Here is a 13254-nt window from a genome sequence, read left to right as displayed (position 1 = left end):
GTCAGAACGCCACGCGCAGCGAGACGTCCGCCGTGCGCGGTGCGCCGAGGTAGGCGAAGGTGCTGCCGACGTTCAGCGCGTGGATGCGGTCCGTCGCGTTGCGGATGCGACCGACCACGGCGACGGTGTTGCTGACCTTCCAGCTCAGCCCGAGGTCCAGCAGCGTGTAGCCCGGCCAGTTCGCGGTGTTTGCCGCATCGGCGTACACCTTGCTCACATGCCGCACGCCCACGCTGGCTTCCAGGCGGGGCGTGAACGCATACGACACCCAGAGGTTCGCGACCATGGCCGGCGTGTTGGTCGGCGTGCGGCCCGCGAGCGACACGCCGCCCTGCGTGAAGCGCTCGTAGCGCGCATCGACGTAGGTGAGGTTGCCCTGCAGCGACCATTGCCGCGTCGGCTGCAGGCCGAGCGCCAGCTCCACGCCCTTGGACGACTGCTCGCCCACCAGCACGGTGAGCGTGCTGTTGTTCGGGTCCTGCGTCGCGATGTTCTTGCGGCGAATGCCGTAGGCCGCAAGCGTGGCCGTGCCCTTGCCTTGCCAGAAATCGAGCTTGGTGCCGATCTCCACCTGCCGGCCGGTGGTGAGCTCGCTGTTGTTGCGCACGTCGGCGAAAGACGCGGTGGAGAGCACGCCCGAAGGCGGGTCGGCCGCGGTGGCGTATTGCGCATACAGGCTCGCGCCCGGCGCCAGATCCCACACCAGGCCGATGCGCCCGGTCGTGGGCTTGTAGCCGCGTTGGAAGGTGGCGGGGTTCGCCGCATCCACGGTGCGCCGGTTCACCAGGTCGAGGTCGATGCGCTCGTGGCGCAGCGCGGCAATGAGGTGCAGCGAAGGCAGCAGCGCGGTGCGGTTCTCCAGGTAGAGCGCGGTGGTCCGCACCTTGTTGTCGCGGTCGGGGCGAAAGCCCGGCACCATGCCCTTCACCTCGAAGAAGCGCTCGACAGTGAAGGCATACGGATTCACGGTGCTCACGGTGCCGGTCAGGCTGTTGGGAAAGCGCGTCTGGCGGTTCACGCTGAAGTCCAGCCCGAAGGACCAGTCGCTTTTCAGGCTGCCGAGCCGGCCCTTGTAGAGACCCTCGACGCGGTTGCCCCACACGTCCTGGTCGTGCCGCTGGAGCAACGCGCCCGAGCGGATCACCGCGGTGTTGCCCGGGTTGTAGCGGTAGCTCTCGACATTGCGGTAGTCGCGCAGTGCGTCGTAGGCATAGAAGGTGTTCTTCAGCTGAAACGCGTCGGTGGCCTGCCATTCGGTGACCGAGCGCAGCCACTGCACGCGCTGCGCGTAGAGGCCGTCGCTGCTGTTGAAGTTCCTGAAGCGGATGCCGGGATCGATGCGCATCGTGCCGGCCACCGGGTTGAGCACGGGCGTGCCCCAGTAGGGCCGGTCGACGTTCTCGTCCTGAAACTCGTAGGCCAGCGTGTGCTTGAGGCCTCCGCCCAGGTCCGAGAGCTGCGAGGCCGCGAGCTGCGTGGAGCGGCTGCCCGTGCCGTCGGTCCATCCGTTGGCATCGCGGTGGTTCACGTCGATGCGCGCGTAATGGCTGCCCGCGCCGCCATCGCCGGCCACCCGGCGGTTCAGCCCGAAGGAGGCTTCCTGCAGGTGCTGCGTGCCCAGGCGCAATCGCGCTTCGGCAAAGTCGCTGCGCTCCGGCGTCTTGGTGATGTAGTTGATCGAGCCGCCCAGCGCGCCCGAGCCGAACAGGAAGCTCGACGGCCCGCCGATGGCTTCGACGCGGTCGTAGATCCAGCTGTCCACCGGCCGCGCGGCGATCGAATACTGCACGTTGATGCCGTTGAAGAGCTGGCCGATCGAGCCGGCGCCGAAGCCCCGGTAGCTCACGCCGATGTTGCCCGGCGCGTCGTGCGCGGTCACGCCGGGAATGGCGCGCAGGATCTCCTGCGTGTTCTGCGCGCCGCGCGCATCGATGACCGAGCGGTTCACCACGGTGACCGAAGCCGGCGTCTCGCGCGGCGTGAGGCCCAGGCGGCTCGCGGTGTCGGAGGGGGTATCGAAGTCGAGCCGGCCGTTGGGACTGGGCGCATCGTCGGTCACTTCGACCTGCGGCAGCGACCGTGCGGCAGCGCCGGCGGTGCCAGCCTCTTGCGCGATCGCGAAGCCGGGTGCGGAGGCGACGCCGAACAGGGCCGCGAGCCCCAGCGTGGGGGCGGAAGGAATACGGGACATGGAATCTCTCTGGCGGCGGCGGCGCGCGCAAGCCCGACAAGGGCGACCACGTTGCGCCGGCCGCGGAACGACCGAAGACCCACCGCGCGCCCGGAGGCAGCGTCAGGTGGAAGAAATACGGGAGTTCAGGAGAGCGCGGGCGGCCCGCGCGCCGGCAGCGGCGAGGCCGTGGCGGCCGCGATGCGGGCCGCGGGAATCGATTGCAGCGCGCGGCCCAGCGGCAGCGGCGTGGGCAGCTTCACCTGCGTGGCGGCAGGCGGCGGCGCGGAGACCATGCACAGCGGGCAGTCCATCGCCGCCATGCCCATCTCGGCGGGGCCGTCGTCGCCCTGCACGATGAGCTTGACGCTGCCGGTGGCGGAGCACACCAGCTCCATCGCCTGCGGATTCACGAGGGGCGAAGCCCCCGCGACCAGCAGCGAGGCCGTGAACCATGCCAGCGCCAGGCGGCGCAGGAAGCAGAGGGTTCGAAGGACGTGCATGGGGCCGGATTATGGCGCGGGCCGATGCCCGCCCGACCCCTTCATTCCCTTCGTCAGTCGATGGTGACCAGCTTGAGCCCGATCACGCCGGCCAGGATGAGCGCGATGCACAGCAGCCGCAGCGGCGCGGCCGAATCGCCCAGCACCGCCATGCCCACGATTGCTGTGCCGGCCGCGCCGATGCCGGTCCATACCGCATAGCCCGTTCCCATCGGCAGCGTGCGCATCGAGAGCGCCAGGAGCACCACGCTCGACAGGCCGGCACCCACCGTGAACAGCGCGGGCACCAGCCGCGTGAAGCCTTCGGACGACTTCATCGCGAAGGCGAAGACGATTTCCAGAAGCCCGGCGATGCCGAGCAGTGTCCAGGCCATGGCGCTTCAGGCCGCAGCCGCCGCGGCAACCGTGGCGGCGGGCGTCGAGCGGAAGGTGACACCGAAGCGGTTGAAGGCGTTCATCAGGCTGATCGCATAGGTGAGATCGGCCAGCTCCTTGTCGCCGAATTCGGCGGTGGCGGCTTCGTAGTCGGTATCGGGCACGCCCGTCTCGGCGACGCGCGTCACGGTTTCGGCCAACGCGAGTGCCGCGCGTTCGCGTGCACTGAACACCGCGCCCGCGTCGTGCCACACCGGCACCAGCACCAGCTTGTCGACCGCGAGGCCGGACTTGAGCAGGTCGCGCGAATGCATGTCGATGCAGTAGGCGCAGCCATTGATCTGCGACACCCGCAGGTAGACGAGATCGACCAGTTGCTTGGGCAGGCCGCTTTTCTGGACGGCGACATACACCCCGCCGAAGGCCTTGTAGACGTCGGGCGAAACCTTGGCGTAGTCGATGCGATTGCTCATGAGGAGTCCTTGTGTGTTTGCTGATTGAGAAGGACTCTATGGTCGGAGATCTTGGTCCAGTTCAGAAGAGCCAAGAATGGCATTCGGTTCTAGACCATGATTCCCCGCATCACATCAAGGCCAGGATGCGCTTGCCCAGTTTCTCGGCCGTGGCCCGGGAATCGATGTTCGTGAAGTTGACGAGCAATGCCGACGGGCCCTTGCCGATCTGCTGCCATTCCGACAGCGCCTCCGCGAAGAGGCCGTCTGCCCGCATCCGAAGCATGAGCTTGCGATCCGACTGGCGGCCCGCAAGCCGCAGGATCAGGTGCATGCCGCCGGGCAGCGCGTCGATCTTCACGTGCTTTCCCAGCACCTTCTCCAGTCCCGCCTTGGTGGCTTCGCGGCGCTCGGCGTAGAGCTTGCGCATGCGCTGGATGTGGCGCGCGAAGTGGCCTTCCTTGATGAAGGCCGTGACGATGGACTGCGTGAGTTCGGGGCTGCCCCCGGCGAAGGTCTGGATGATCTGCTCGAAGCGCTCGACCTGCGCTTGCGGCACCACGAGATACGCCAGCCGGAGGCTCGGAAAAAGCACCTTGCTGAAGGTGCCCGCATAGAGCACGCGCCCGTCGCGGTCCAGGCTCTTGAGCGCAGGCAGCGGGCGGCTCACATAGCGGTACTCGCCGTCGTAGTCGTCCTCGACGATCCACGCGTTGTTCCGCCCCGCCCAGTCCAGCAGTGCGAGGCGCCGCTGCAGGGAAAGGGACACGCCCAGCGGGCTCTGGTGCGCCGGCGTGACCACGGCCATGCGCGCACGCGGCGCCGCCCGGACGCCTTCGGCAACGACCATGCCGTCCGCGTCGACCGGCACCGGAACGGTCGCGATGTGCATCTGCGCGAGCAGTTCGCGCGTGGGCGGATAGCCCGGGTCTTCGAGCCAGACGCGGTCGCCCGCCTTCAGCAACGCAAGGCCGATCAGCTCGATGGAGTGGCGATATCCCGAAGTCACGAACACCTGCGACGCCGCGCAATGGATGCCGCGCGATACCTGGAGGTAGGCGGCGATTTCCGCGCGCAATGCGGGCTGGCCGTAGACGGAGGGATGCGTCATGTCCGACGGCTGCATGGCCCGCGCGCACCGCGCACCGAGGCGCGCCCATATCTTTCGGGGAAATTCGTCCAGCGCGGGCAAGCCCATCTGGAACGGAAGGATCGAATAAGGACGAAAGCCGATCGAGGAAGTCCCGGTGTCGATCACGGGCGACGGCATGGCCACGGGCGTGCGCGGCTTGAGGCCCGGCGTGACGATGGTGCCCGCCTGGCCGCGGGCCTGGATGTAGCCCTCGGCGGTCAGCAGGGAATAGGCCGTGTCGATGGTGCCCCGGGCCAGGCCCAGCTCCTTGGTCAGTGCGCGCGCCGAGGGAATGCGGTCGCCCGGCTTGAGCAAGCCGCTGGCGATGGCGCTGCGCAATCGCTCGTAGATCTGGCGGTAGTAAGGCTCGACCGCCGTGGGGTCCAGGGGCGAGATGGAGGTGGGCTTTCCGGCGGTCTTCATGCCAAATTATGGATCAGCCCCAATCTTCATTCATGGCTCTATGACATAGGCCATGTGCTTCCTAGACTGCCTCCTTTCACAAGAATCTGAAGTGGTCACTATGAAGATCCTGCACATCGTCTGCAGCCCCCGCGGTGAAGCCTCCGAGAGCTACCGGCTCTCCCGAAAGATCGTCGCGCGCCTCATGGGTCGCGAGCCGGCTGCCACGGTGACGAACCGGGTGATCGGTGGCAACGCCCTGCCCCACATCGACGCGAACTACGCGCTTGGCCAGCACTCGGCCACGGCGGAGATCGCGCACGGCGGTTCCATGGCCCAGTCCGACGAACTGATCCGGGAACTGGAAGATTCGGATGCCGTGGTCATCGGAACGCCGATGCACAACCTGGGCGTTCCCTCGGCGCTGAAGGCGTGGATCGATCACGTCGTGCGGGCACGCCGCACCTTCGACACGGGACCGGGCGGCAAGGTCGGCACGCTTCGCGACCGGCCGGTATTCATCGCCATCGCTTCAGGGGGCAGTTTTTCCGGAGAGTACGCACGGCAGCCGGATTTTTTGACGCCGTACCTGACGGTCATCCTGGCCCAGATCGGTTTGAAGGACCTGCACTTCTTCTCGGTGCAGGGAACGGGCCTGGGGCCACAGATTCTTGAGAAATCGAGGACGGGCGCCGACGACGCTCTGCAGGCGTATTTCCCGCTGCGCGTCTAGAGCGTTTCCTGAATCGCCTGCTGCATGCAGCGCGTGATGCCGCGCACCGCCACCGAATCGGGCCGGCCGGTGAAACGCAGCGCGCGCACCGGCACCGGGATGTGCGGCTCGAGCGTGAGCACATCGACCTTCTCGCGGTCCGCCGAATGCGCGGTGCAGCCGTCGACCAGCGCCACGCCGAGGCCGTGGTGCGCCATGGCCAGTGCCGCGTGGTAGGTCTGCACCGTCACCACCGCCTGCTGGAAGCCGACGCCGGCCTGCCGGCAAGCTTGACTCAGGCTGGTGCCGACGGGGTCTCGGCTGTCGAGGCCGATCACCGGGCGATCGACCAGGTCGTGCAGCGCCACCGAGCCGTTGCGCACCAGCGCGCGCGGGAGCGTCCCCTTGGGCGCGATGCAGACCATGCGGCTGTCGGCCAGCGTCTCTTGCGTAAGCGAGGGGTGCACCACGGGGCTGAAGGCGAAGCCCACGTCGGCCTCCTGCAGCAGCAGCGCGGACATGATCTGCGGCGAATGCAATGACTCGACGGTGATCGCGTAGCCCGGATGCTTTTCGCGGAATGCCTTGAGCGCGCGCGGCAATATCTCGTAGCTCAGCGCCAGCACGCTCAGGATGCGCAGCTCGCCCGTGTCGCTGCCGGCCTTGAGGTTGGAGGCCAGCCGCTGCACTTCGTCGAGCTGCGCGAACAGGCGCTCGATGTGCGGGTACAGCGTGAGCGCCTCGGTGGTCGGCGAGAGCCGCCCCTTGGCGCGCTGGAACAGCGGAAAACCCAGCTGCAGCTCCGCGTGCTGCAGGGTGCGGCTCACCGCCGGCTGCGTGATGTTGATGAGCCGCGCCGCCGCGCTCACGCTGCCCGTGAGCATGATCGCGTTGAAGACCTCGATGTGACGCAGCCGCATAAAGGGCCCAGACGGATCAGTTGCCGGTCTTGCCGCGGGCGATGTCCATCACCATGCGCGTGGCGAGATACAGGCGTGGCTCGATGGAATCGATCAGCACGTATTCGGCATCGGCCGAGTGCGCGCCGAAGCCCTGCAGGCCGAAGCGCTCGACAACCGGCGCCTTGGTCTTGAGCGAGGCGAAGGCGGCATCGGTGCCGCCGCCAGCAGCCTTGTCGTCCGCACCCAGCGGGCGGCCGAGCTCGTCCTTGTAGATCGCCTGCGCATGCTTGGCGAACGCGATCGAGGCGGCGGTGGCTTCGAGCGGCGGACGGCGGCGCTCGAACTTCAGCTCGACCTTGGCCTCGGGAATCAGCTGCTTCTTCACACGCTCGTTCACCTGCTGCTCGATGCGGTCGTAGTCGGCCACCTTGAGCACGCGCACGTCGGCGCCTGCGGTTGCCGATGCCGGAATCACGTTGCGGTTGCTGCCTGACTTGGAGATGGTCCAGTTCATCTTCAGGCCCGTGGCCGGGTCGGAGAGGTCGCGCATCTGCAGGATCTGGTGCGAGAGCTCGTAGAGCGCGTTCACGCCCAGCTCGGGCGCGGAGCCCGCATGCGAAGCCTTGCCGGTAACGTTCAGCGTGACCGAGGCGATGCCCGCGGTGGCCAGCGATAGCTTGTCATCCTTGATGGAGGCGCCTTCGAACGACATCACCGCATCGTGCTCGCCGCCCAGCCGCGTGAGAAGCGCGCGCGAGCCGGGCGAGCTGATTTCCTCGTCGCCGTTGATCAGCACGGTGAGCGTGCCGTACTCCTTGAACTTCAGCGCCTGCAGCATGGCCACCGTGTGCGTGATGACGGCCACGCCTTGCTTGTCGTCGGAAATGCCCAGGCCATAGGCCTTGTCGCCGTCGATGCGGAACTGCTGCTTGTTGAGCATGCCCACGGTGTAGACCGTGTCCATGTGCGCGATGAGCATGATCTTCTTCGTGCCCGTGCCCTTGAAGGTGGCGCGCACGACGCGGCCGATTTTCTCGGGCGTGTCTTCCATGCGGTAGGCCTCGGCGCTCGGATCGATCAGCTCGACCTCTCCGCCCAGCGCCTTGAACTTCGCGGCGATGAGGTCGGAGATTTTTTCCAGGCCGTCGAGGTCGCGGCTGCCCGACTCGATGGAGACCAGCTCCTTGAGCGTGTCGAGCAGCGCGGGCTTTTCTTTCGCGGCGAGCGAGGCGATGCGGGCATCGGGGGCGGCGAAGGCGGTGCCGAGGAAGGCGGCGCAAACGGCGGCGAGCAGGAATTTGCGGGGCTGGATTTTCATGGGTGCGGTTCTTCTTTGGTTTGTCTCGTGTCTTGTTTCGCTCTTGTGTCGCGTCAGTGGGCCTTGTCCCAGTTGGGACCGATGCCGATCTCGGCGAGCAGCGGCACCTTGAGCGCCGCCACGCCGGCCATCAGGCGTGGGATTTCGGCGCGCACCCATTCGACTTCGGCCTCGGGCACTTCGAATACCAGTTCGTCGTGCACCTGCATGATCATCTTGGTGGCGCGCTTTTCTTCGTCAAGCACGTTCTGTACCTTGACCATGCTCAGCTTGATGAGGTCGGCCGCCGTGCCCTGCATCGGCGCGTTGATGGCCGCGCGCTCGGCACCGCCGCGGCGCGGGCCGTTGGGCGAATTGATCTCGGGCAAGTACAAGCGCCGGCCGAACACGGTCTCGACGTAACCCTGCTCCTTGGCGAGCGCCTTGGTCTCGTCCATGTACGCCTTCACGCCCGGGTAGCGCGCGAAGTAGCGCTCGATGTAGGAGGCTGCGGCCTTGGTCTCGATGCCCAGGTTCTTCGCGAGGCCGAAGCTGCTCATGCCGTAGATGAGCCCGAAGTTGATGACCTTCGCATAGCGGCGCTGCTCGCTCGACACCTGGTCGGGCGTGGAGCCGAACACTTCGGCGGCGGTTGCGCGGTGAACGTCGATGCCTTCGGTGAAGGCACGCAGAAGCGACTCGTCGCCGCTGATGTGGGCCATGATGCGCAGCTCGATCTGCGAGTAGTCGGCGCTGGCGATCACGCTGCCTGCGGGCGCAACGAAAGCCTCGCGCACACGACGGCCTTCGGGCGTGCGGATCGGGATGTTCTGCAGGTTCGGGTCGTTGCTGCTCAGGCGCCCCGTGACCGCCACAGCTTGCGCGTAGTGCGTGTGCACGCGCCCGGTGCGCGGGTTCGCGAGCTGGCCGAGCTTGTCGGTGTAGGTGCCCTTGAGTTTCGACAGGCCGCGGTGCTCGAGGATCTTGGCGGGGAGCGGGTAGTCCTCGGCCAGTTTCTCCAGCACTTCTTCATCGGTGCTGGGTGCGCCGCTCGGTGTTTTCTTGACCACCGGCAGGCCCAGCTTGGTGAAGAAGATTTCGCCGATCTGCTTGGGCGAACCAAGGTTGAAGGGCTGGCCCGCGATCTCGTAGGCCTCCTGCTCCAGCGCCATGATGCGCGTGCCGAGTTCGTGGCTCTGCGCGGCGAGCGTGGCGCTGTCGATCATCACGCCGTTGCGCTCGACGCGGTAGAGCGCCTCGCTCGAATCCATTTCGAGCTGGTAGACGAAGCGCAGCTTCTCGTTGGCTTCGAGCTGCGGCCACAGCGTGCGGTGCACGTCCAGGGTCTGGTCGCTGTCTTCGCACGAGTATTCGGCCGCCTTGGCGATGTCGACCTGGCTGAAGGAAATCTGGTGCGCGCCCTTGCCGCACAGGTCTTCGTAGGAGATGCCGCTGCGACCCAGGTGGCGCTCGGCCAGGGACGCGAGGCCGTGCGGCTTGTGCACTTCGAGCACGTAGCTCTGCAGCATGGTGTCGTGCGCATAGCCCTCGACCTCGATGCCGTGGTTGGCGAACACATGGCGGTCGTACTTGATGTGCTGGCCGAGTTTTTTCTTCTCGGGGTTCTCGAGCCAGGGCTTGAGCTTCGCGAGCACCTCGTCGATGGGCAGTTGCGCGGGCGCGTCGGGATAGTTGTGCGTGAGCGGAATGTAGGCCGCCTCGCCCGGCTCGACGCTGAAGCTCACGCCGACGATCTGCGCGACCATTTCGTCGAGCGATGTGGTCTCGGTGTCGATGGCTGCGAGCTCGGCAGCTTCGAGCTTCGCGAGCCAGCCGTCGAACTGCTCCCAGGTGGTGATGGTGTCGTACTTGAGGTTGCTCGCTGGCGCGGCGGCGTCGAGCGCGCTCAGGTCCGAAGGCTCGTCGAACAGGCCACCCTGGTCGGTGTTGGCCTTGGCGGCCTTCTTCTTGATGTTTTCCTCGATCAGCTCGGGCGGAACTTCCTGCGCTTCGAGCGTCTTCACGAGGCTCTTGAAGCCGAACTTCTCGTAGAAGGGCTTGAGCTCGCTGGTCTGAGGCGCGCCGACCGGCAGGCCTTCGAGCGACGGCAGGCCGGTGACGTGGCCTTCGAGGTCGCAGTCGGTGCGGATCGTGACGAGCTTGCGGCTCAGCGGCAGCTTGTCCAGCGCCTTGCGCAGGTTTTCACCGGCGGCGCCTTTCACTTCGGCAGCGCGTTCGACCAGCGCATCGAGCGAGCCGTATTCGAGCAGCCATTTGGCTGCCGTCTTCGGGCCGACCTTCTCGACACCGGGCACGTTGTCGACCGAGTCGCCCACAAGCGTCTGGTAGTCGACCATGAGGTTCGGCGGCACGCCGAACTCGGCCGTCACACCCGCCACGTCGCGCTTCTTGCCGTTCATCGTGTCGATGATGGTGATGTGCTCGTCGACCAGCTGGCTCAGGTCCTTGTCGCCGCTGGAGACGATCACCTCGACGCCCTGCGCGGCGGCGATCTTGGCGAGCGTGCCGATCACGTCGTCGGCCTCCACGTCGGGCACCGTGAGCACCGGCCAGCCCAGGAGCTTCACCACTTCATGGATGGGGTCGATCTGGCTGCGCAGGTCGTCGGGCATCGGCGAGCGGTTGGCCTTGTATTCGGGATACCAGTCGTCGCGGAAGGTCTTGCCGGGTGCATCGAAGATGCAGGCGGCGTAGTCGGCGCGCACCTCGCGGCGCAGCGCGGTCATCATGTTGATCATTCCCCGGATGGCGCCGGTGGCCGGGCTCTTCGGGTCGCCGGGCACGGCGCGCAGGTCGGGCATGGCGTGGAAGGCTCGGTAGAGATAGCTCGAGCCATCGACGAGCAGCAGCGTTTTCTTGTCGGTCATCGGGCCATTTTGCCGTGCCCGGACCGGCGTACAGAACCACGGCGCCATGCACACGGCACCGACACCCTTGGCGCAGGTGCGCGCCTACAATGAAGGCATGCCTAGCTCCACACTCCTGATTGCCCGCCGCATCCTGCTGGCGCTGGCCTTTGCAGCCCCCTTCGCCGCCGCGCAGGCGCAGTCCGCGCCCGCTGCCACCCCGGCCCCGGCGGAGCCGCTACAAAATCAGGAGCAGGCCGACGGCCGCCGCAACCAGAAGATCGAGCACATCCACACGGAAGACAGCGGCGCCTCGGTCGACGAGGTTCGCTACGGCGGCCGCACGCAGAGCATCAACGTCAAGCCGAAGTCGAACATGCCGGGCTACGAAGTGCTGCCCAACGACGGCGGCACCGCCCGGGGTTCGAGCGACGCGAATTCCGGCAGCAGCGGCGCCCGCGTCTGGAACGTGATGAAGTTCTGACCGTGCCCTCGTCGTTCCAGTCCCCCGCATTCCCGGCTCGTCGCTGAGCACCCCCATGGCAGTTTTTACCGAAGTCGAGTTCGGCGAGGCAGACGCGCTCGTCCAGCGCCTGGGCATGGGCGCGCTGCGCGACCTGCGCGGCATCGAGGGCGGCATCGAGAACACCAACTACTTCGCGACCACCGAGTCCGGCGAGTTCGTGCTCACGCTGTTCGAGCGCCTCAGCGCCGAGCAATTGCCCTATTACCTTTGCCTCATGAAGCACCTGGCGGCCGGCGGCCTGCCGGTGCCGGAGCCCGTGGCCGATCCGGCCGTGGAAGCTCCCAAGGGCCATGTGCTGACGGTTCCCGCCAATGCGCCCTGCGAGCTGATGCACACCGTGGCGGGCAAGCCGGCGGCGCTGGTGCAGCGCCTGTCGGGCCACAGCGAGCTCGCACCGACGGCCGCGCACTGCGCCGAGTTGGGCGAAATGCTGGCGCGCATGCACATCGCCGCGCGCGACTTTCCGCGCATCCAGCCGAACCTGCGCGGCCTCGCGTGGTGGAACGAGACCGTTCCGGTGGTGCTGCCCTATATCGACGAATCGCAGGCCGCGCTCCTCCGCGCCGAGCTCGCCTACCAGAACCACATCGCCGAATCGTCGGCCTACGCGGCGCTGCCACGCGGGCCGGTGCATGCCGACATGTTCCGTGACAACGTGATGTTCGCGACCGACGGCGAGCCCGGTTCGGCCCCTCGCCTGACCGGCGTGTTCGACTTCTACTTCGCAGGCACCGACACCTGGCTCTTCGACCTCTCGGTGTGCCTGAACGACTGGGCCATCGACCTCGCCACCGGCGTGCACGACGCCGCACGTGCCGACGCCCTGCTCTCCGCATATGAAACCGTGCGCCCGCTGAACGCCTCCGAGCGCGCCCTGCTGCCCGCGATGCTGCGCGCCGCGGCGCTGCGCTTCTGGATCTCGCGCCTGTGGGACTTTCATCTGCCGCGCGAGGCCAGCATGCTCAAGCCCCACGACCCCACGCACTTCGAGCGCGTGCTGCGCTGGCGCGCCAACCACCCGCATGCCATGGCACAGGCCCTCGAGCCGCTCATGGCCGCATGATCCGGACCCCATGAAACTCAACCTCGTGCCGGCGCGAACCGGCGCCGCCTGGGTCCGCTCCGGACTCAAGACCTTCTGGCAGCAGCCGCTCGCCTTCATCTCGCTGTTCTTCCTGTTCATGGCGGCGATCTCGATGGTGTCGGTGCTGCCCATCATCGGCAGCGTGATCGCGCCGGTACTGTTGCCCTTCATGACGCTGGGCCTGATGGTGGCGACCTCGGTGGCGCACGAGAACAGCAACCCCGACGCACTCATCCGTGCGACCCGCCCCGGCGATCTGCAGCGCCCCACGGGCTCCGCGATGTTCGTCGAGGTGTTCGGCGCCATGCGCGCCGAATGGCGCTCGCTGGTGGTGCTGGGCGTGATCTCGGCGGTGTACTTCGTGTTCGCGGTGATGGTCACCGCGCTGGTCGACGGCGGACAGCTCATGCGCGCCTACCTGCTGGACGACGCGATCTCGACCGAGGTGATGGCCAGCAGCGATTTCCAGCTGGCCCGCGTGCTCCTGATGTGCCTGAACCTGCCGCTGTCGCTGGCCATGTGGCACGCGCCGGCGCTGGTGCACTGGCACCGCGTGGAGCCGGTCAAGAGCATCTTCTTCAGCATCGTTGCGCTGTTCCGCAACTTCGGCGCCTATGCGCTCTTCGTGCTCTCATGGTTCGGCGTGTTCCTCCTGGCCGGCATCGCGATGGGCTTGGTGGCCACCGTGCTGGTGGGCGTCGGCGCACTGGGCGCGGGCGGCGCGGCCGTGGCGGTCGGCAACATCCTGATGATCGGCACGGCGCTGGTGCTGGCGGCCATGTCGCTGAGCTCGACCTGGTTCACCTTCCGCGACAGCTTCGATCCGAACTGA

At 67.1% G+C, this 13254-nt stretch carries 12 protein-coding genes; 4 read left to right on the top strand and 8 right to left on the bottom strand.

Annotated features, from left to right (window positions below; genetic code table 11):
* Position 1: 1 nt before the first annotated feature.
* From VARPA_RS08485 to VARPA_RS08465, 5 genes are all read right to left on the bottom strand, one after another.
* Positions 2–2191 carry a TonB-dependent receptor gene (locus VARPA_RS08485; RefSeq protein ID WP_013540139.1) on the bottom strand — a complete coding sequence of 730 codons (2190 nt, stop codon included), beginning with the start codon at positions 2189–2191 and terminating at the stop codon, positions 2–4.
* 125 nt (positions 2192–2316) lie between these two features.
* Complete coding sequence (locus VARPA_RS08480) at positions 2317–2673, bottom strand: DUF2946 family protein (protein WP_013540138.1); 357 nt, start codon at positions 2671–2673, stop codon at positions 2317–2319.
* A 53-nt stretch (positions 2674–2726) separates the two neighbouring features.
* Positions 2727–3047 (bottom strand): DMT family transporter, encoded by a 321-nt coding sequence (locus tag VARPA_RS08475; protein ID WP_013540137.1) that lies wholly within the window; start codon positions 3045–3047, stop codon positions 2727–2729.
* Between the two features lie 6 nt (positions 3048–3053).
* Positions 3054–3521: a carboxymuconolactone decarboxylase family protein gene (locus tag VARPA_RS08470; RefSeq protein ID WP_013540136.1), complete on the bottom strand. Its 468-nt coding sequence runs from the start codon at positions 3519–3521 to the stop codon at positions 3054–3056.
* A 109-nt stretch (positions 3522–3630) separates the two neighbouring features.
* Positions 3631–5055 carry a PLP-dependent aminotransferase family protein gene (locus VARPA_RS08465; protein ID WP_013540135.1) on the bottom strand — a complete coding sequence of 475 codons (1425 nt, stop codon included), beginning with the start codon at positions 5053–5055 and terminating at the stop codon, positions 3631–3633.
* Between the two features lie 100 nt (positions 5056–5155).
* Here VARPA_RS08465 and VARPA_RS08460 point away from each other — a divergent pair, with 100 nt between their 5' ends.
* Positions 5156–5767 carry an FMN-dependent NADH-azoreductase gene (locus tag VARPA_RS08460; RefSeq protein WP_041942823.1) on the top strand — a complete coding sequence of 204 codons (612 nt, stop codon included), beginning with the start codon at positions 5156–5158 and terminating at the stop codon, positions 5765–5767.
* Here VARPA_RS08460 and VARPA_RS08455 read toward each other — a convergent pair.
* Genes VARPA_RS08455 through polA form a run of 3 tightly spaced genes read right to left on the bottom strand, consistent with a single transcriptional unit; the run spans position 5764 to position 10833 of the window.
* Positions 5764–6666 (bottom strand): LysR family transcriptional regulator, encoded by a 903-nt coding sequence (locus VARPA_RS08455; protein ID WP_013540133.1) that lies wholly within the window; start codon positions 6664–6666, stop codon positions 5764–5766. The two genes, VARPA_RS08460 and VARPA_RS08455, sit on opposite strands and share 4 nt — an antisense overlap.
* A 16-nt stretch (positions 6667–6682) precedes the next feature.
* Positions 6683–7966: a M20/M25/M40 family metallo-hydrolase gene (locus VARPA_RS08450; protein ID WP_013540132.1), complete on the bottom strand. Its 1284-nt coding sequence runs from the start codon at positions 7964–7966 to the stop codon at positions 6683–6685.
* Between the two features lie 53 nt (positions 7967–8019).
* Positions 8020–10833 (bottom strand): DNA polymerase I, encoded by a 2814-nt coding sequence (gene polA / locus VARPA_RS08445; protein WP_013540131.1) that lies wholly within the window; start codon positions 10831–10833, stop codon positions 8020–8022.
* Positions 10834–10930: 97 nt separating this feature from the next.
* Between polA and VARPA_RS08440 the strand changes: the two genes are divergently transcribed.
* From VARPA_RS08440 to VARPA_RS08430, 3 genes are read left to right on the top strand one after another with little or no spacing between them, the layout of a single operon-like run.
* Entirely contained in the window at positions 10931–11296 is a 366-nt protein-coding gene (locus VARPA_RS08440; RefSeq protein ID WP_041943432.1) for a hypothetical protein, read from the top strand.
* A 55-nt stretch (positions 11297–11351) separates the two neighbouring features.
* On the top strand, positions 11352–12401 hold the full coding sequence (locus VARPA_RS08435) for a homoserine kinase (protein ID WP_013540129.1): 1050 nt from the start codon (positions 11352–11354) through the stop codon (positions 12399–12401).
* A gap of 10 nt (positions 12402–12411) precedes the next feature.
* The gene (locus tag VARPA_RS08430; RefSeq protein ID WP_013540128.1) at positions 12412–13254 is read left to right on the top strand and encodes a BPSS1780 family membrane protein; all 843 of its coding nucleotides are present in this window, start codon (positions 12412–12414) and stop codon (positions 13252–13254) included.

It is taken from the genome of Variovorax paradoxus EPS, assembly GCF_000184745.1.
GTDB lineage: Bacteria > Pseudomonadota > Gammaproteobacteria > Burkholderiales > Burkholderiaceae_C > Variovorax > Variovorax paradoxus_C.
Note: the sequence above shows the minus strand (reverse complement) of the source record. Positions and strands in the feature narration are given on the sequence as shown.

Coding starts and splice junctions, on each gene's coding strand:
- VARPA_RS08470 (WP_013540136.1), bottom strand. CDS start 3,521: ATGAGCAATCGCATCGACTACGCCAAGGTTTCGCCCGACGTCTACAAG.
- VARPA_RS08430 (WP_013540128.1), top strand. CDS start 12,412: ATGAAACTCAACCTCGTGCCGGCGCGAACCGGCGCCGCCTGGGTCCGC.
- VARPA_RS08465 (WP_013540135.1), bottom strand. CDS start 5,055: ATGAAGACCGCCGGAAAGCCCACCTCCATCTCGCCCCTGGACCCCACG.
- VARPA_RS08455 (WP_013540133.1), bottom strand. CDS start 6,666: ATGCGGCTGCGTCACATCGAGGTCTTCAACGCGATCATGCTCACGGGC.
- VARPA_RS08460 (WP_041942823.1), top strand. CDS start 5,156: ATGAAGATCCTGCACATCGTCTGCAGCCCCCGCGGTGAAGCCTCCGAG.
- VARPA_RS08440 (WP_041943432.1), top strand. CDS start 10,931: ATGCCTAGCTCCACACTCCTGATTGCCCGCCGCATCCTGCTGGCGCTG.
- VARPA_RS08475 (WP_013540137.1), bottom strand. CDS start 3,047: ATGGCCTGGACACTGCTCGGCATCGCCGGGCTTCTGGAAATCGTCTTC.
- VARPA_RS08485 (WP_013540139.1), bottom strand. CDS start 2,191: ATGTCCCGTATTCCTTCCGCCCCCACGCTGGGGCTCGCGGCCCTGTTC.
- VARPA_RS08450 (WP_013540132.1), bottom strand. CDS start 7,966: ATGAAAATCCAGCCCCGCAAATTCCTGCTCGCCGCCGTTTGCGCCGCC.
- VARPA_RS08480 (WP_013540138.1), bottom strand. CDS start 2,673: ATGCACGTCCTTCGAACCCTCTGCTTCCTGCGCCGCCTGGCGCTGGCA.
- polA (WP_013540131.1), bottom strand. CDS start 10,833: ATGACCGACAAGAAAACGCTGCTGCTCGTCGATGGCTCGAGCTATCTC.
- VARPA_RS08435 (WP_013540129.1), top strand. CDS start 11,352: ATGGCAGTTTTTACCGAAGTCGAGTTCGGCGAGGCAGACGCGCTCGTC.